The sequence below is a fragment of the Bradyrhizobium sp. 930_D9_N1_4 genome, assembly GCF_052076015.1.
Taxonomy (GTDB): domain Bacteria; phylum Pseudomonadota; class Alphaproteobacteria; order Rhizobiales; family Xanthobacteraceae; genus Bradyrhizobium.
This window is the reverse complement of the sequence record NZ_CP197236.1, coordinates 5,198,472-5,216,793: the sequence shown is the minus strand read 5'-3', so window position 1 is coordinate 5,216,793 and position 18,322 is coordinate 5,198,472. Positions and strand designations below refer to the sequence as shown.

At 63.9% G+C, this 18,322-nt stretch carries 16 protein-coding genes; 12 read left to right on the top strand and 4 right to left on the bottom strand.

Annotation, left to right across the window (positions count from 1 at the left end):
- Positions 1–76 precede the first annotated feature (76 nt).
- Both AB7532_RS24875 and AB7532_RS24870 read right to left on the bottom strand, forming a co-directional pair.
- Positions 77–1,339 carry an MFS transporter gene (locus AB7532_RS24875; RefSeq protein ID WP_441237325.1) on the bottom strand — a complete coding sequence of 421 codons (1,263 nt, stop codon included), beginning with the start codon at positions 1,337–1,339 and terminating at the stop codon, positions 77–79.
- 123 nt (positions 1,340–1,462) lie between these two features.
- Positions 1,463–2,305, bottom strand: a complete 843-nt coding sequence (locus AB7532_RS24870) for a uroporphyrinogen-III synthase (RefSeq protein WP_441237324.1) — start codon at positions 2,303–2,305, stop codon at positions 1,463–1,465.
- A gap of 156 nt (positions 2,306–2,461) precedes the next feature.
- On the opposite strand from AB7532_RS24870, the gene purU reads away from it, so the two are divergent.
- Positions 2,462–3,325, top strand: a complete 864-nt coding sequence (gene purU / locus AB7532_RS24865; RefSeq protein ID WP_441237323.1) for a formyltetrahydrofolate deformylase — start codon at positions 2,462–2,464, stop codon at positions 3,323–3,325.
- 43 nt (positions 3,326–3,368) lie between these two features.
- Here purU and AB7532_RS24860 read toward each other — a convergent pair whose 3' ends face one another.
- Positions 3,369–3,653: a hypothetical protein gene (locus tag AB7532_RS24860; protein ID WP_441237322.1), complete on the bottom strand. Its 285-nt coding sequence runs from the start codon at positions 3,651–3,653 to the stop codon at positions 3,369–3,371.
- 534 nt (positions 3,654–4,187) lie between these two features.
- On the opposite strand from AB7532_RS24860, the gene AB7532_RS24855 reads away from it, so the two are divergent.
- The 6 genes from AB7532_RS24855 (at position 4,188) to AB7532_RS24830 (ending at position 10,010) form a co-directional block, all read left to right on the top strand.
- Positions 4,188–5,366: an ABC transporter substrate-binding protein gene (locus AB7532_RS24855; RefSeq protein WP_441237321.1), complete on the top strand. Its 1,179-nt coding sequence runs from the start codon at positions 4,188–4,190 to the stop codon at positions 5,364–5,366.
- Between the two features lie 136 nt (positions 5,367–5,502).
- Positions 5,503–6,372: a branched-chain amino acid ABC transporter permease gene (locus AB7532_RS24850; RefSeq protein WP_270161696.1), complete on the top strand. Its 870-nt coding sequence runs from the start codon at positions 5,503–5,505 to the stop codon at positions 6,370–6,372.
- An 8-nt stretch (positions 6,373–6,380) separates the two neighbouring features.
- Complete coding sequence (locus AB7532_RS24845) at positions 6,381–7,409, top strand: branched-chain amino acid ABC transporter permease (RefSeq protein WP_441237320.1); 1,029 nt, start codon at positions 6,381–6,383, stop codon at positions 7,407–7,409.
- Positions 7,406–8,161, top strand: a complete 756-nt coding sequence (locus tag AB7532_RS24840; RefSeq protein WP_441237319.1) for an ABC transporter ATP-binding protein — start codon at positions 7,406–7,408, stop codon at positions 8,159–8,161. The genes AB7532_RS24845 and AB7532_RS24840 overlap by 4 nt, the downstream gene beginning before the upstream one ends.
- Positions 8,154–8,870: an ABC transporter ATP-binding protein gene (locus AB7532_RS24835; protein ID WP_441237318.1), complete on the top strand. Its 717-nt coding sequence runs from the start codon at positions 8,154–8,156 to the stop codon at positions 8,868–8,870. The genes AB7532_RS24840 and AB7532_RS24835 overlap by 8 nt, the downstream gene beginning before the upstream one ends.
- A 21-nt stretch (positions 8,871–8,891) precedes the next feature.
- A complete protein-coding gene (locus AB7532_RS24830; RefSeq protein WP_441237317.1) occupies positions 8,892–10,010 on the top strand; it encodes a cobalamin-independent methionine synthase II family protein in 1,119 nt (372 codons plus the stop codon).
- Between the two features lie 172 nt (positions 10,011–10,182).
- Here the strand turns inward: AB7532_RS24830 and AB7532_RS24825 are convergent, their stop codons facing one another.
- Complete coding sequence (locus AB7532_RS24825) at positions 10,183–11,901, bottom strand: caspase family protein (RefSeq protein WP_441237316.1); 1,719 nt, start codon at positions 11,899–11,901, stop codon at positions 10,183–10,185.
- A 165-nt stretch (positions 11,902–12,066) separates the two neighbouring features.
- Here AB7532_RS24825 and AB7532_RS24820 point away from each other — a divergent pair, with 165 nt between their 5' ends.
- The 5 genes from AB7532_RS24820 to AB7532_RS24800 all read left to right on the top strand — a co-directional run bounded on the left by AB7532_RS24820 (position 12,067) and on the right by AB7532_RS24800 (position 18,321).
- Positions 12,067–13,422 (top strand): hypothetical protein, encoded by a 1,356-nt coding sequence (locus tag AB7532_RS24820; RefSeq protein ID WP_441239350.1) that lies wholly within the window; start codon positions 12,067–12,069, stop codon positions 13,420–13,422.
- A gap of 62 nt (positions 13,423–13,484) precedes the next feature.
- Positions 13,485–14,681, top strand: coding sequence for a methionine adenosyltransferase (metK, locus tag AB7532_RS24815; protein ID WP_441237315.1), 1,197 nt, complete (start codon positions 13,485–13,487; stop codon positions 14,679–14,681).
- Between the two features lie 118 nt (positions 14,682–14,799).
- Complete coding sequence (gene ahcY / locus AB7532_RS24810) at positions 14,800–16,221, top strand: adenosylhomocysteinase (protein ID WP_441237314.1); 1,422 nt, start codon at positions 14,800–14,802, stop codon at positions 16,219–16,221.
- A gap of 163 nt (positions 16,222–16,384) precedes the next feature.
- Positions 16,385–16,804 (top strand): nuclear transport factor 2 family protein, encoded by a 420-nt coding sequence (locus AB7532_RS24805; RefSeq protein ID WP_441237313.1) that lies wholly within the window; start codon positions 16,385–16,387, stop codon positions 16,802–16,804.
- Positions 16,805–16,854: 50 nt separating this feature from the next.
- Positions 16,855–18,321, top strand: coding sequence for a flavin-containing monooxygenase (locus tag AB7532_RS24800; protein WP_441237312.1), 1,467 nt, complete (start codon positions 16,855–16,857; stop codon positions 18,319–18,321).
- The last annotated feature ends 1 nt before the right edge of the window (position 18,322 follow it).

Here is an 18,322-nt window from a genome sequence, read left to right as displayed (position 1 = left end):
GGATACCGGTTCGCGTCAAGAAAACGCGTCAAAACAAGAATCTAAAGTCCCGTTCCGATTTCATCGGAGCGGGACTTTAGCGCGCGTTGGCGGGAGCGTGCAATGGCCAGAGGTCGGCGCGCCAGCGGAACGCTATCGCCAGCATCGCGATGAAGCCCGCGGCGGCGTAGAGCGAGCCTGTCGCCGAATAGCCGATGATATCGATCAGGCTGCCGGCGGCGAGCAATCCAAGGGGCAGGCCGTAGATCACCATCATCCGCACGCCCATCACCCGGCCGCGCAGATGTGCGCTCGCCGTCCGCATCAGGATCACGGCCGCCGAAATCATCGACATGCTCTGGGCGATGCCGGCGAGCACGAGACAGGCCATCGCCACCGGCATGGTCCTGACCTCGACGAACACCAGCAGCATGGCGTACCATGCCAGCGTCGCGCCGATCAGAAGCCTTGCAATGCGCAGGCCGCCGACGAGGCTAAGCGTGATCGAGCCGATCAGCGAGCCGACGGCGAAGCTCGCCGAGAGATAACCGAGGCCGGTCTGGTCGGTCTGGAAGATCTCGCGCGCGATGTAGGGCAAGAGTCCGCCGGTGAAGGGAAAGGCGGTGAGATTGGCCAGGAAGGCGACGCACAGCGCCGCGCCCATTCCCGGACCGCTCCAAGCGTAAACGATCCCTTCCTTCAGATCGCCCAGCAATCGCGAAACGGCGTGGCTGTTGGCCGGAAGATCGCTCGTGGTGACGGTCCGCTTGGGTTTGGTCAGGCAGAGCATGAGCAGCGCGGCCACGAAGTAGAGGCAGGCGATCGCCACATAGACGTAGCCGATGCCGAGGACGGCGAACAGCCCGGCGCCCGTCAACGCGCCGGCGATGCGCGCGCTGTCCTGGGTCGTGCGCGCAACGCTGATGGCACCGACGAGTTGCTCGGCCGGCATGATCTCGGCAAGCAGCGCGCCCCGCACGCCGAGATCGGAGGGACGGATCAGGCCCATGATCGCGACGATGACCATGACGCTCAGCGGCGACAAATGACCGGTCAGCGCCAGACCCATGATGGTCGACGACAGTACCGTATAGGCAAGACGCATCAGGACCAGCAGATCGCGATGGCCCATGCGATCGCCGATCATGCCGAACACCGGTGCGACCAGAGTCCCGACGAACTGGAGCGATGCGAGCACTGTGAGCATCAGCACCGAGCCGGTCTCGACCAGGATGTACCAGCCGAGCACCAGCGTCTCGATCTCGAACGCCCAGGAGGTGAGCAGGTCGGAGGGCCACTGGAAGCGATAGTTGCGGATGCGGAATGGCGCGAGTGCTGAACGCCGTGCGGCTGCGCTCACGACGCGTTGACGGATATCACGGCGATTCCCTTGCCCTGTTGTTTCTTCTTCCGTGCCGGCAACGTAGCGCTGACGATGCGTGTGTCAATCGGAGCCGCCGCAGGTCGCCCCCGCGTTCGGCTCTTAGCTCGCCGCGGTTCTCGGCTTGCGCTCCGCGAGCGCCGCAGCCATTGCCGAGATCAGCGGACGCATGAAATAGGCTTCATCCGCCGGCGAGACGTCGGTGCGCAGGCCGTGCGCGGCGAGTTCGCCCGAGACCGCAGGTCCAACCGAGGCAATCAATGTGCGCTCGAAACCTGCGCGCAGCTTCGCCTCGCTGCCGTGCGCCTTCGCGGCCTCGACCAGTCGGCGGACCTGGCCGAGATTGGTCAGCGCGATGGAATCGATTCGTCCCGCAGCCATGTCGTCGATGGCGGTGACGATGTTGGCATCCGCAGCCTTTGAGTCGTAGGCGTAAGGCAGCACGGCATCGACGTCGGCGCCTTGCGCGGCGAGCGCCCCCGCGAGCGCGCTGTGGTCCTTGTCCGGATAGAGCTGGAGGCCGAGACGATGCCCCTTCAGGTCGAGCCTGCCCAGCATCTCGATCACGCCCTCGGTGGTCGGCTTCTCCGTGGTCTGCTGCGCCTCCAGCCCGTTCTCGCGCAATGCCTTGCCGGGCTTCGGGCCGCGGGTGAATTTTCGCGATTTGGCAAGCGCCGCGACCAGAGGCTGATCGAGCCCGCTTGCGCGCGCGAGCTTCATGATCCGCCGCAGGCCTTCGCCGGTCATCAGCACGAGGTCGTCGAAAGGCTTGTCGATGGCGCGGCGGATCCAGGCCTCGACCGGGGCGGGGTCCGGTGCATCCTGGATCGTGAACATCGGGCATTGCACGACCTCGGCGCCTTGCTCGGCCAGCAGCTTGGAAAACTGCGCCTCCTCGCGCGTCTCCAGGATCAGGATGCGGAAGCCGTTCAAGCGGTCGGCCATGGGCGTACTCCGGTCAAAATTTCAATGGTCCGTTCATCCTGACTCCGCGGTCGGGATTGGCGCAAGGGCAGGGTCGGTGATAGAGCAGGGCGCAAATCGCGGGTCGTTCCTCAGGCCTATGCACAAACCTTCATCAAGAGCCATTTTTCAAGAGCCATGCCCGACCATCAATATGTCCTGACCCTGTCCTGCCCGGATCGTCCCGGCATCGTCTCGGCGGTGTCGACCTTCCTGGCCCACAATGGACAGAACATTCTCGACGCCCAGCAGTTCGACGACGTCGAGACCAAGAAGTTCTTCATGCGCGTGGTGTTCACCGCTGCCGACCTTGCAGTGGAATTGTCGGCGCTCCAGACCGGCTTCACCGCGATCGCCGAGCGTTTCGGCATGGAGTGGCAGATGCGCGACCGCGCCGCGCATCGCAAGGTGATGCTGCTGGTCTCGAAGTCGGACCATTGCCTGGTCGACATCCTCTATCGCTGGCGCACCGGCGAATTGCCGATGACGCTCGCCGCGATCGTCTCCAACCATCCGCGCGAGGTTTATGACGGGCTCGATTTCGGCAGCATCCCGTTCCACTATCTGCCTGTCACCAAGGAGACCAAGCGCGAGCAGGAGGCGCAGATCCTCGATCTCGTCGCCAGCACCGGAACCGATCTCGTGGTGCTCGCCCGCTACATGCAGATTCTGTCCGACGACCTCTCGGCAAAGCTGTCGGGGCGCTGCATCAACATCCACCACTCGTTCCTGCCGGGTTTCAAGGGCGCAAAACCCTATCACCAGGCCCATGTGCGCGGCGTCAAGCTGATCGGCGCCACCGCGCATTACGTGACGCGCGATCTCGACGAGGGCCCGATCATCGACCAGGACGTCGAGCGCATCAGCCATCGCGACACCCCGGAAGATCTCGTCCGCAAGGGCCGCGACATCGAGCGCCGCGTGCTGGCGCGTGCGATCCGCTACCATCTCGACGACCGCGTCATCCTCAACGGCCGCAAGACCGTGGTGTTCATGGATTGATTTGCTTCACCTCGCCCGCAAGCGGGCGAGGTGGCTTGCGGACCTAGCGCACCGCGCCGCCCGACGTAGACCCCGTCGTGCCCTTCTGCGCCTGCTCTTCCTTTTCACGATCCGCCGCCGGCAGCAGCCGCTTGCGTTCGCGCTCCTTCAGGTAGGCGTCGTATTGCGGCGTGCCGGGTCGTGGAGGAGCGTCGGCCGGCAGGCCGCCAGCCCATTGCGGGACGTAGTCGCCCATGCCGGCGGAGAGCTTTTCGTTGACGGTGCCGCAGCCGGACAGCCCCGCGGCAAGCGCGACGAGGATCAGAAGGGTGCGGAAGGGCGTGAACATTGATGGATGCGCGCGTTCGGTCGTTGGACGCCAGTCAGGCCGGCCCGGGAAGACTAGCCTTCAACAAGGTAAAATAGACTTATTCGAGGTAGGTAATTAATTACCGACTTTGCGCCGTCCGAGCCCTTGCCGTGTCCGAATTCTGCAAAAGAATGACGAAATCCTCCATCCACGCTTTCGGCTGCGTTTCTAGACTGCGAGAACAGGCTCGCGACAAATTGGCTTGGTCAGCGCGAGGGCTTTTTCGTTGACAGGTCCATTTTATTTGTACAATCGTACAAATGAAAGCGGCCAAGAACTCAGACAAGATCCGGACGCTCGGGTTGCCCCGACGAACCGCGACACTGCTCTCCGCCATCGGCCAATCGAACGTTCGGCTTGCGCCGAATGGTCGCCAAACGTCCGATTGACAATGAGGGCGCTAAAGACGCCATGTTGCGCGCGACACAGCGCGTGCGTGAGCTAAGATTGAGCCAAGGACCGGGCACTTGGTCCGACGCACAAGAGGTCAGGAATAAAGGGGAGGGACATTTGATGTTCGAACGCAAAATGTTTTCACGCACTGCAGCAGCGGCCGCCATCGCGGGCCTTGCAGCCGTCGTGCCGGCCAAGGCCGAGGACACCGTCAAGGTCGGCCTGATCCTGCCGATGACCGGCGGCCAGGCCTCGACCGGCAAGCAGATCGAGAACGCGATCAAGCTCTACATGCAGCAGAAGGGCGACACCGTCGCCGGCAAGAAGGTCGAGATCATCCTCAAGGATGACGCTGCGATCCCCGACAAGACCAAGACCGCCGCGCAGGAGTTGATCGTCAACGACAAGGTCAACTTCATCGCCGGTTTCGGCGTGACGCCGGCAGCGCTTGCCGCGGCGCCGCTGGCGACGCAGGCCAAGATTCCGGAAGTCGTGATGGCGGCCGGCACCTCCATCATCACCGAGCGCTCGCCCTATATCGTGCGCACCAGCTTCACCCTGGCGCAGTCCTCGACCATCATCGCCGACTGGGCGGTGAAGAACGGCATCAAGAAGGTGGCGACGCTCACCTCCGACTACGCGCCCGGCAATGACGCGCTGAACTTCTTCAAACAGAATTTCACCGCCGGTGGCGGCGAGGTGGTCGAAGAGGTCAAGACGCCGCTCGCCAACCCCGACTTCGCGCCGTTCCTCCAGCGCATGAAGGATGCCAAGCCCGACGCGATCTTCGTGTTCGTGCCGGCCGGCCAGGGCGGCAACTTCATGAAGCAATATGCTGAGCGCGGCCTCGACAAGGCCGGCATCAAGGTCATCGGGCCGGGCGACGTCACCGACGACGACCTCCTCAACAACATGGGTGACGCTGTGCTCGGCACGGTTACCGCGCATCTTTATTCGGCGGCGCATCCCTCGCAGATGAACAAGGACTTCGTCGCGGCCTACAAGAAGGCCTTCGGCAATCGTCCCGGCTTCATGGCGGTGAGCGGGTATGACGGCATCCACCTGATCTACGAAGCGCTGAAGAAGACCGGTGGCGACACCAATGGCGACAAGCTGATCGAGGCGATGAAGGGCCAGAAGTGGGAGAGCCCGCGCGGCCCGATCTCGATCGACCCCGAGACCCGCGACATCGTGCAGAACATCTACATCCGCAAGGTCGAGAAGGTCGACGGCGAGCTCTACAACGTCGAGTTCGCGACCTTCGAAGCCGTCAAGGATCTCGGCAAGACGAAGAAGTGACCCGCGAAAGCGGAGCATCCCGGGGCGCGCATTAGCGCGAACCCGGGATCTCGAAATTGTTGAAACCAAATTCCGGGGCCGGCGCGCCTGCGCTGCCCCGGAACGACGAGCGCCTATCAGGATTGATCCACTCTCGATGACCTCTATCCTCACCAACCTGTTCGATGGCGTTGCCTACGGCATGTTGCTGTTCGTGCTCGCTTGCGGGCTCGCAGTCACGCTCGGCCTGATGAACTTCGTCAACCTCGCGCACGGCGCCTTCGCCATGGCCGGCGGTTATGTCTGCATGGTGCTGGTGAACCGGATGGGCTGGCCGTTCTTCGCCGCCTTGCCGCTCGCCTTCGTCTCGTCGGCTGCGATCGGCATCGCACTCGAGCGCACGCTCTACCGCCACCTCTACACGCGCAGCCATCTCGACCAGGTGCTGTTCACCATCGGCCTGACCTTCATGTCGGTCGCGGCCGTCGATTACATCCAGGGCTCGTCGCGCGTCTTCATCAATCTGCCGGCCGCGCTTCAGGGCCAGTTCGATGTGTTCGGCGTCGGCATCGGCCGCTATCGCCTGATGATCATCGTGATCTGCGGCCTGCTCACCATCGGCCTCCAGATGGTGCTGGCCAAGACCCGCTTCGGCAGCCGCCTGCGCGCCGCGGTCGATGATCCTCGCGCTGCCAGCGGCCTCGGCATCAACGTGCCACAGGTGTTCGCCTTCACTTTCGCATTCGGATGTGGCCTTGCCGGCCTCGGCGGCGCGCTGAGTGCCGAAATCCTCGGCCTCGACCCGTATTTCCCGCTGAAGTTCATGATCTACTTCCTGATCGTGGTCACCGTCGGCGGCTCGTCTTCGATCACCGGCCCGTTCCTGGCCTCGCTCCTGCTCGGCATCGGCGACGTCGCCGGCAAATATTACGTGCCCAAGATGGGACCCTTCGTGATCTACACCATGATGATCGTGATCCTGATCTGGCGCCCGAACGGCCTGTTCGGCCGCACGGCCGCGCGTTGAGTTTGCCGATGAGCGCTTCTTCCGACGTCGGTTATCACGCCCAGCGCCAGGCGCGCTGGCATTACAGCGAAGCCGTCTTCTGGCTGATCGTGCTGGCCTGCGGCTTTGCATTTCCCAATCGCTATCTGATCATGACCGACATCCTGCGGCTGGCGCTGTTCACGATGTCGCTCGATCTCATCCTCGGTTATGCCGGCATCGTCTCGCTCGGTCATGCCGCCTTCTTCGGCGTCGGCGCTTATGCAGCGGGGCTGCTTGCGCTGCACGGAATCGTCAAGGAGCCGGTGCTGGCGCTGATCGTTGCGGGCCTCGCCGCGATGGTACTGGGCTTTGCCACCAGCTTCCTCGTCATCCGCGGCGTCGACCTCACCCGGCTGATGGTCACGCTCGGCATTGCCCTGCTGCTGGAGGCGCTCGCCGAGCGATTCTCCAACATCACCGGCGGCACCGACGGCCTGCAAGGCATCGAGATGCAGCCAATCTTCGGCGAGATTCCGTTCGACATGTTCGGCAAGACCGGCTTCTTCTATTCGCTCGCCGTACTGTTCCTGCTGTTCCTGTTTGCCCGCCGCGTGGTGCATTCGCCGTTCGGCCTGTCGCTGCGCGCGATCAAGAACAATCCGCTGCGCGCCGCTGCGATCGGCATTCCCGTCAACCGCCGCCTGATCGCGATCTATACGCTCGCGGCATTCTATGCGGGCATTGCGGGCGCGCTGTTCACCCAGACCACCGCGATCGCCTCGCTCGACGTGTTCGCCTTCGAGCGCTCGGCCGATCTGATGCTGGTGCTCGTCATCGGTGGTACCGGCTATCTCTATGGCGGGCTGATCGGCGCGGTCGTCTTCAAGATGCTGCAGGAACTGTTTCAGACCATCACGCCGCAATACTGGATGTTCTGGATCGGCCTCGTTCTCGTCGTGATGGTGCTGGTCGGACGCCAACGCCTGCACCGTTGGGTGTTGTACGTGCCGAATCTCGTGATCAAGCAGGTCTCCGGGCGCAAGGCCGCCGTCGCCGTGCCGGAGAGCGACGCATGACCATCGTGCTCGAAACCCGGAACCTCGAAAAGCAGTTTGGCGGACTGCGCGTCACGCGCGACCTGTCCCTGAAGATCGAGCAGGGCGCCCGCCATGCGCTGATCGGCCCGAACGGCGCCGGCAAGACCACCGTCATCAACCAGCTCACCGGCGTGCTCAAGCCGAATAGCGGCCGCATCCTGCTTGAAGGCCAGGACATCACCGACCTGCCCGTGCACAAGCGCGTGCTGCGCGGTCTGTCGCGCACCTTCCAGATCAACCAGCTCTATCCCGACCTGACGCCGCTCGAGACCATTGGCCTTGCCGTCTCAGAGCGCCTCGGCCACGGCGGTGACTGGTGGCGGCGCATGGGCACGCGCAGCGACGTCAACGGCGAGATCGCCGACCTCCTGACGCGCTTCCATCTGCTCGACGTCATGAACGAGCAGACCGTGACGCTGCCCTACGGCAAGCAGCGCCTGCTCGAGATCGCGGTCGCGATCGCCGCCAAGCCGCGCGTGCTGCTGCTCGACGAGCCCGCCGCCGGCGTGCCCGAAAGCGAGCGCCACGACATTCTCGCCGTCGTAGGCAGCCTGCCGCGCGACGTCACGGTGCTCTTGATCGAACACGACATGGACCTCGTCTTTTCCTTTGCCGATCGCATCTCGGTGCTGGTCTCGGGTGCACTGCTCACCGAAGGTCCTCCCGACCAGGTCGCGCGCGATCCGCAGGTCAAGGCGGTCTATCTCGGCGAGGAGGCGGTCAATGTCTGACCTGCTCGCGATCGACTCGCTGCGCGCCGGCTATGGCGAGGCGGTGGTGCTGCCCAATATGTCGCTGCGCCTCGCCGAAGGGCAGGTGCTGGCGCTGCTCGGGCGCAACGGCACCGGCAAGACCACGCTGATCAACTCCATCGTCGGCGTCACCCGCCGTTTCTCCGGAACGGTCGTGCTCGGCGATACGGATGTCACCACGCTCCGACCCGACCAGCGGGCGCGGGCCGGCATCGGCTGGGTGCCGCAGGAGCGCAACATCTTCCGTTCGCTGACCGTCGAGGAGAACATGACCGCGGTGGCGCAGCCCGGCCCCTGGACCGTCGCGAAGGTCTACGAGATGTTCCCGCGGCTGAAGGAACGGCGGAGCAATTTCGGCAACCAGCTCTCCGGCGGCGAGCAGCAGATGCTGGCGATCGGCCGCGCGCTGACCCTCAACCCGAAAGTCCTGCTGCTGGACGAGCCGACCGAGGGCCTTGCCCCCATCATCGTCGAGGAGCTCTTGAAGGCGATCGGGGCCATCACCCGGGCGGGAGGTATTTGCTCGATCATCGTCGAGCAGAATGCCCAAAAGATTCTGGGGCTCGCCGACCGCGTTGTGATATTGGAGCGCGGAACGATCGTCCACGACGCCCCGAGCGCCGCGCTGAAGGCCGACCCATCGGTCCTGGAGCGTCATCTCGGGGTGGCAGGGGCGGCGGCCCACTAAGAAATCTTCGGGAGTCAAGAAATGCAGCGAACCAGAGCCCCCTTCCGCGCCGACGAGGTCGGCAGTCTCTTGCGCCCCGCCAAGATCAAGGAAGCCCGCATCAGACTGGAGAAGGGTGAGATCTCGGCCGACGATCTGCGCAAGATCGAGGACATGGAAATCGAGAAGGTCGTGCACAAGCAGGCCTCGGTCGGCCTCCAGCTTGCGACCGACGGCGAATTCCGCCGCTCCTGGTGGCATTTCGACTTCCTGGCCAAGCTCACTGGCTGCGAGCTGTTCCACCCCGACGCCGGCATCCAGTTCGCGGGCGTGCAGACCCGTCACGACGCGGTGCGCGTGATCGGCAAGCTCGATTTCCCCGACGACCATCCGATGCTGGACCATTTCCGCTTTCTCAAGAAGAACGCGGATCAGGCCCATGTCACTGCCAAAATGACGATCCCGTCGCCGGCCGTGCTGCACTTCCGCGGCGGCCGCAAGGCGATCTCCAAGGACGTCTATCCTGATCTCGATGCGTTCTACGAAGATCTCGGCAAAACTTATCGCAAGGCCGTCAAGGCGTTCTACGACGCCGGCTGCCGCTATCTTCAGTTCGACGACACTGTCTGGGCCTATCTCTGCTCGCCGGACGAATTGCAGAAGGCACGCGAGCGCGGCGACAATCCGGAAGGCCTTCAGCAGATCTACGCGCGGGTCATCAACTACGCGCTGGCGGAGAAGCCGGCCGACATGGTGGTGACGACGCATGTCTGCCGTGGCAATTTCCGCTCGACCTGGATTTCCTCGGGCGGCTACGAGCCCGTGGCCGAGACCATGCTCGCCGGCACCAATTACGACGGTTACTTCCTCGAATACGACAGCGATCGCGCCGGCGGCTTCGAGCCGCTGCGCTTCCTGCCCAAGGGCAACAAGGTCGTCGTGGTCGGCGTCATCACCTCGAAGTTCGGCGAGCTCGAGAACAAGGACGACATCAAGCGTCGTCTTGAGGAAGCCTCCAAATTCGCCCCGCTGGAGCAGCTCGCGCTGTCGCCGCAGTGTGGTTTCGCCTCCACGGAAGAGGGCAACATCCTCTCCGAGGAAGAGCAGTGGGCGAAGCTGAGCCTCGCTGTGGAGATCGCAAAGGAAGTGTGGGGCAATTGAGTTTGCCACGAAGCTGCTGTCATTCCCCGCGAAGGCGGGGAATCCAGTACGCCGCGGCCTATCGACTGAATCATAACTGTCACGGAGTACTGGATCGCCCGGTCAAGGCCGGGCGATGACGCCGAGTGTGTGGCTGGCAGCGCCCCCTGACCGGCGACGGCCCCACCCACCGTTACTTCTCCGTCAGATAAACCTCGCCCAGCAGCGACGAGTTCGACCACGGCACCTGCTTGTTCTTCGTGCTCGAAACCACCTCCGCCCGTACCCGCGTCAGCATCTGCTGCACTTCCAGTCCCGGCGTACCGAGATGACGGGAAAGGGCGGCGGAGAACGGCGAGTTCGCACCTTCGCCGTCGAGTGCCACCTGGCCCGGTGCGGTGGCGAAAGCGATCAGCGTGCCGGCGCCCAGCGTCGCGCCTGCGCCGAGGCTTGTCGGCGCGGCGAGGCCCGAGGCACCTTCAATGGCGCGACTGCTGCCGGCGGACGCCACCTGCTGCGCCATCGGATTGTTGCGGCAGGCATCGAAGATCAGGATGTTGGTGCGGATCTGGTCGTCGAGGCCGGCCATGATCGTGTCCATGTCGATCATCGCGTCCGTCATGCTCGCGCCCGGCTTGAGCGCGACGTCGACCGGAATGAGATAGTTGCGGCCATCGACCTGCACGCCATGACCGGCATAGTAGACCACTGCAACTTGCGCCCGCGCCGCCTCGCGCAGGAAGTCGCGCGTCACCCTCTGCATGGATGCGCGGTCGAGATCGACGCCTTCCGACACCGTGAAGCCGATGTCGCGCAGGCTCTTCGCGACGGCGCGCGCGTCGTTGGCCGGATTGGGCAGCGCCTTCACATGTGCATAGGCGCCATTGCCGATCACCAGCGCCGTGCGCTTGCCGAGGGCAACAGGCCCGGGCGAGGGCACCGGTGCCTCGCCCGTCTGCTGCGGGGCTGGGGCAGTAGCGGGTTGCGTCACGGGTGACGGCGCATCGCGCGGGATGGGTGCGAGCGCATCCGTCACCAGCGACAGCCGCACCTTGGCGGTGGCCTGGTTGGCCTTGCTGCCGGCATCGGATGCCGCGATCGCCAGCGTTGCCTTGTAGTCGTCGCGCGCATGCGTGTAGTCGCCCTTGGCTTCATAAGCGAGCGCGCGGTGGATATAGCCTGATATCAGCACGCTGTTGGGCGGCGTCATGATGTTGACGGGCGGCTTGTCCTTCGCCAGCCGGATCGCCTCGCTGCCGTCGGCAATGGCGCGATCGAGATCGCCCCGCACGCGCCAGATCGCGGTGCGGTTGATCAGCGGCTGCGGCAGCGTCGGATCGAGCCGGATCGCCTGGTTGATGTCGGTCAGCGCCCCGTCGAGATCGCCGAGCGCCTCCTTCGCGATGCCGCGGTTCTGGAACGAGAACGTCGATTTCGGCTCCAGCTTGATCGTGGCGTCGTAGTCGGCGATCGCCTTCGGGTAGTCGCCCTTGCCGCGCCAGGCATTGCCGCGGTTGTGGAAGATCGTGCTGGTCGGTTGCCCGAGCTTCAGCGCATCGTCGAAATCGGTAATGGCGATGTCGTACTCGCCCTTGTCGTAATAGGCGGAGCCCCTGAGATTGTAGGCTGCCTGGCTCGGCTGAAGCCGGATCGCTTCCGTCGTGTCGGCGATGACCTTCGAATAGTCGCCCTTCTTGTTCCAGCCCACCGCGCGCCAGAAGTAGATCGTCGCGAGCTGCTCGCCCTTGAACACCTTCAGCGCGACGATCTTGTTGCAGGCGTCGATCATCTTGTCCGCCGGCGTGGTGTCGGTGGTGCAGAGCGGCCCAAGCTGATTGCGCGCCTGCGCGAGGCAGGGGGTAGACCACAGGGGCGTGGCGAGCAGGCAGAGCGCGACGAGCAGGCAGCGCATGGGGGCGGGTCCCTTGAGGAAAGTGCTTGTTTGTTGCCCCGCGGGGCATCGGGGTTCACGCGCTCGTCATTGGACGTGGAGTAAAGCCCGGGAGGGTATTCCCTCGGTGGGCAGATTTTGCTACGAGGTGGGTTCCCAATCCTTCTGCCCACTCGTTTCCCACTCATGAAAAACGACGAAATCCTCAGCCAGATCACCGAGTTCTGCCGCAAGGCGGACATGGCGGAATCGACCTTTGGCCGGCGTGCGGTGAACGATGGGAAGCTGGTCCATCGCCTGCGCGAGGGAAAGCGCATCACGATCGACACGCTGGACCGGATCCAGGCCTATATCGCGGCATCGACGACCGGCGGCCTGCCCCCGTCGCGGGGGCTTCAGGTGCCCCCCGAAAAGCGCGATCCGCGCGGCAATTTCCGCTTCTTCGAGAACCGGCAGAAGTACCTGCTGTTCGTCCATACCTGCAGCGAGAAGCGGGTGGTCGCCGAGCGGGTGGCGCTCGAACTCGCCAGCATCCATCCGCGTCCGCCGGCCCTGCGCATCTTCGACGCCGGCGTCGGCGACGGCACGGTGCTGGCGCGGGTGCTGCGCGCGACCCACCAGCGCTACCCGCACATGCCCTTCTATGTGGCCGGCAAGGAGCTCAGTCTCGAGGATCTTCGGCTGACGCTGGAGAAGGTGCCGGACCGCATTTTCGAGCATCCGGCATCGGTGTTCGTCTTCACCAACATGTTCTACTCGGAGGCGCCCTGGCTGACGCCGGCCTCGCCCGCGGCGGCGGCTGCCACCGTCTGGCACGAGGTTCCGCTGCGGGGGGCGTCATCGGGCGAGTTCGAGCAGCAGATCGCCGAGCTGCGGCCGTTCCTGGAGCAGAACTGGCGCGCCGCGATCAGCCCGCGCACGGCCATGCCGCTGTACGAGCGGCCTGTCGTGCTCGTGCTCTATCGCGAGGACCACCGGTTCCTCTTGGATTCGACCATCCCGCGGCCGGGCCAGACCGAGGCCAATTTCGACCTCGTCATCGCATCCCAGCCCTACCGGGCCCTGTCCTCGGTCAATTTCCGGGCCAAGCGGATCATCGCACCTCTGGCGCGGGCGCTCCGGCCGGGCGGGCGGCTGATCGGAATCCACTCCCATGGCCAGGATCCGGGCATGGAAATGATCCAGGCGATCTGGCCTGGAGAAAACCCTTTCTCGGTCAGCCGTCATGAGCTATTGCGCGCGGTGAAGTACGAGCTCGGATCGTTGGGCCGAGACCTAAATTTTAATGCTTATGCGGACAACCGTTCGATCTTCAGGTATGATATGGAAGCTCTGCCCAACGAGGTGACCGGTACGATCGGAACCTCGACGGCCTTTGCAGCGTGGAATGCGGCGGTGTATGTCGCTCAGATCGAGGACGACCGGTTGACAGATATGACTCAAAACGGTCGCACTCTGGATGCCGCCCGGGACGTGCTGCGAAAGTACAACGGGCTCTGGTTCTACGACGAGTCCTACGTCATCTCGCGACGGCGTGATTGACATAATCCGAAGGTAAACATCGCAAACGCCCGCCGGAATAGCGGCGGAACAAGGGGTTACTGATGCGCGCGTCCTATCTCTTCACCAGCGAGTCCGTGTCCGAAGGCCATCCCGATAAGGTCTGCGACAGGATCTCCGATGAAATCGTCGATCTGTTCTACCGCGAAGGGCCCAAGGCCGGCATCGATCCCTGGCAGATCCGCGCCGCCTGCGAGACGCTCGCGACCACCAACAAGGTCGTGATCGCCGGTGAGACCCGCGGTCCCGCATCCGTCACCAACGACCAGATCGAGAGCGTCGTGCGCGCTGCGATCAAGGACATCGGCTACGAGCAGGACGGCTTCCACTGGGAGAAGGCCGACATCGAGATCCTGCTGCACCCGCAGTCGGCTGACATCGCGCAGGGCGTCGATGCGCTGCAGCCGGGCGAGGTCAAGGAAGAGGGCGCGGGCGACCAGGGCATCATGTTCGGTTACGCCACCAACGAGACGCCCGACCTGATGCCGGCGCCGATCTTCTACGCCCACAAGATCCTCCGCCTCATCTCCGAAGCCCGCCACTCCGGCAAGGAGAAGGTGCTCGGCCCGGACTCCAAGAGCCAGGTCACCGTGCAATACGAGAACGGCAAGCCCGTCGGCGTGCGCGAGATCGTGGTGTCGCACCAGCATCTGGTCGAGGACATCTCGTCCAAGCAGATCCGCGACATCGTCGAGCCCTATGTGCGCGAGGCGCTGCCGAAGGACTGGATCACGCCGAAGACCATCTGGCACATCAACCCGACCGGCAAGTTCTACATCGGCGGTCCCGACGGTGATTCCGGCCTGACCGGCCGCAAGATCATCGTCGACACCTATGGCGGCGCGGCTCCGCACGGCGGCGGCGCGTTCTCCGGCAAGGATCCGACCAAGGTCGACCGTTCGGCGGCTTATGCTGCGCGCTACGTTGCCAAGAACATCGTCGCGGCCGGTCTTGCCGACCGCTGCACGCTGCAGCTCGCCTACGCCATTGGCGTGGCGCGCCCGCTGTCGATCTACATCGACACCCACGGCACCGGTAAGGTGACGGAGGACGAGCTCGAGAAGGCTGCCGCCAAGGCGATGGATCTCACCCCGCGCGGCATCCGCTCCCATCTCGACCTCAACCGCCCGATCTACGCGCGCACCTCGGCCTACGGCCATTTCGGCCGCACGCCCGACAACGAGGGCGGCTTCTCCTGGGAGAAGACCGATCTCGTCGAAGCGCTCAAGCGCGCCGTCTGATTTCCGTGCGTCACTCCGGGTTCGCGCGCGAACCCGGAACTCTTCATCCTCACGTCGCGATTCCGGGACGCCTCTTCGAGGTGTGCCGGAATGCCCGTTCAACAACAGGACACTCGCAATGAACGCGAAGCCCGGCTTCACCGATTACATCGTCAAGGACATTTCGCTCGCCGATTTTGGCCGCAAGGAGCTCTCGCTCGCCGAGACCGAGATGCCCGGCCTGATGGCCACCCGCGAAGAATACGGCCCGAAGCAGCCGCTGAAGGGCGCGCGCATCGCAGGCTCCCTGCACATGACGATCCAGACCGGCGTGCTGATCGAGACGCTGGCCGCACTCGGCGCCGACATCCGCTGGGTCTCGTGCAACATCTATTCGACGCAGGATCACGCTGCGGCTGCGATCGCGGCCGCCGGCATTCCGGTGTTCGCGGTCAAGGGTGAGACGCTGGCCGAATACTGGGACTACACCGCCAAGCTGTTCGACTGGCACGGCGGCGGTCACCCGAACATGATCCTCGATGACGGCGGCGACGCCACCATGTACGTCCATCTCGGCCTGCGCGCCGAGAACGGCGACACCGCCTTCCTCGACAAGCCGGGTTCTGAAGAAGAGGAAGTCTTCTTCGCGCTTCTGAAGAAGCAGCTCAAGGAGAAGCCGAAGGGCTACTTCGCCGCGATCGCCAAGAGCATCCAGGGCGTTTCCGAAGAGACCACCACGGGCGTGCATCGTCTGTATGACATGCAGAAGGCCGGCACGCTGCTGTGGCCGGCGATCAACGTCAACGACAGCGTCACCAAGTCGAAGTTCGACAACCTCTACGGCTGCCGTGAATCGCTGGTGGACGGCATCCGCCGCGGCACCGACGTGATGATGTCCGGCAAGGTCGCGATGGTCGCGGGCTTCGGCGACGTCGGCAAGGGTTCGGCGGCCTCGCTGCGCCAGGCCGGCTGCCGCGTGATGGTCTCCGAAGTCGATCCGATCTGCGCGCTCCAGGCCGCGATGGAAGGCTACGAGGTCGTGACCATGGAAGACGCCGCTCCGCGCGCCGACATCTTCGTCACCGCGACCGGCAACAAGGACATCATCACCATCGAGCACATGCGCGCGATGAAGGATCGCGCCATCGTCTGCAACATCGGCCACTTCGACAACGAGATCCAGATCGCTGGTCTGCGTAACCTGAAGTGGACCAACATCAAGCCGCAGGTCGACGAGATCGAATTCCCCGACAAGCACCGCATCATCATGCTGTCGGAAGGCCGCCTCGTGAACCTCGGCAACGCGATGGGCCATCCGTCCTTCGTGATGTCGGCCTCCTTCACCAACCAGACGCTGGCGCAGATCGAGCTCTACGCCAACAACAAGGACGGCAAGTACAAGAAGGAAGTCTACGTGCTGCCGAAGTCGCTCGACGAGAAGGTCGCGCGCCTCCACCTCGCCAAGATCGGCGTCAAGCTCACCGAGCTGCGCAAGGACCAGGCCGACTACATCGGCGTGAAGCAGGAAGGTCCGTTCAAGAGCGATCACTATCGGTACTGATCACCACGCGCTTGCGACACAAGGCCCCGGAGCGATCCGGGGCCTTTTTTGTTGGGCTGCCGGGTGGTACGCTTCCAGGTAGAGCCGACAAGAGCCTGCCACTTCCGGAGCGGGCGGCCGCTGTTCCCACGTTCATGGCCAGAATGCAGATGGAGGGAATGCGATGTCCAGCGAAGCCAATGTTGAGCTGTTGAAGAAGGCCTACCGCGAGTGGAACGACAGCAAGGGGCAAAACGTCGACTATTGGTTCGACAACGTCATTGGCCCGCAGATCAAGTTCGGCTCCGTCCCGCGTGGTGCGGCGCCACTCGCGTTTGCAACGGATTATGATGATCGCACGAAGCTCCGCAGCTATTTCACCGAACTGCTGGCCGGGTGGACCATGCAGCACTACACGATGGAGGAATACATCGCGCAGGGAGACGTCGTCGTCGTGCGCGGCTCCACAGCCTGGAGCAACAAGAAGACCGGCAAGACTGCTGAAACGCCCAAGATCAATTTCTGGCGCTTCAAGGACGGCAAGGCTGTCGAATATTACGAGTACTTCGATACGGCCTGCGTGGTTGTTGCAGCCACCCCGTGAAGGTTGCAATTCGGCGCGGCACCGCCCATCCTGCGTGGAGGGAGAACGCCATGACCGAAGCCAAAGAACATTTCGACGTCCTCATCGTCGGTGCCGGTTTGTCCGGCATCGGCGCCGGCTATCATCTTCAGAGCAAGTGCCCGGGCAAGAGTTACGTCATCCTGGAGGGGCGCGACTGCATCGGCGGGACCTGGGACCTGTTTCGCTATCCCGGCATCCGCTCCGACAGCGACATGTTCACGCTCGGTTATTCCTTCAAGCCGTGGACCGATCCGAAGGCGATCGCGGACGGGCCGCAGATCCTGAACTATGTGCGGGAGACGGCCAGTGAGAATGGCATCGAGAAGCACGTCCGCTTCCGCCATCGCGTCAAGTGCGCGGCGTGGTCCACGAGCGAGGCGCGCTGGACTGTCGAGGTAGAGCGCACGACAGGCGAGGGCGCGACCGAGCTGGTACGCTTCACCTGCAATTTCCTCTTCATGTGCTCGGGCTATTACAAATACGAGGCCGGCTACACGCCGGAGTTTGCGGGCGCAGCTGACTTCGCCGGCCGCATCGTGCATCCGCAGAAATGGACCGAGGATATCGATTACGCGGGCAAGCGCGTCGTCGTGATCGGCTCGGGCGCGACCGCGGTGACGCTGGTGCCGGAGCCCGCCAAGACCGCGGCGCAGGTCACCATGCTCCAGCGCTCGCCGACCTATGTAGTGTCGCGCCCGGCGCAGGATCCCGTCGCCAACAAATTGCGCCGCAATCTGCCGACGCGGCTGGCCTATCACGTCATCCGTTGGCGCAACGTGATGTGGGGGATGTTCTTCTTCCAGCTCAGCCGCCGCCGGCCTGCGAAGGTGAAGGAGCTGGTCCTCAAGGGCGTCCAGATGGCGCTCGGTCCGGACTACGACGTCGCCACCCATTTCACCCCGCGCTATAATCCCTGGGACCAGCGGCTGTGTCTCGTGCCTGACGGCGATTTGTTCAAGGCGATCCGGGAGCAGCGCGCGTCCGTCGTCACCAACGAGATCGACACCTTTACGCGCGACGGCATCCGCCTGAAGGATGGCAGCGAGCTACCCGCTGATATCATCGTCACGGCGACCGGGCTCGTGCTCCAGGTCGTCGGCGGCCTCGAGGTCAGCGTCGACGGCCGCGCCGTCGATTTCGCCAATACCTTGACCTACAAGGGCATGATGTATGCCGATGTCCCGAACATGGCCTCGGCGTTCGGCTATACCAATGCGTCCTGGACGCTGAAATGCGATCTCACCTGCGAATATGTCTGCCGTCTGATCAATTACATGGACCGCCACAATTTCCGGCAAGCCATGCCGCACAATGACGACCCGGAGATCACCGCGCAGCCCTCGCTCGACTTCACCTCGGGCTACGTGCAGCGCTCGGTCGCAAAGATGCCGAAGCAGGGCTCGAAGCAACCGTGGCGGCTGTACCAGAACTACGCCCTCGACATCGTCTCCCTGCGCTTCGGCAAGATCGACGACGGCGTGATGCGATATTCCTGAT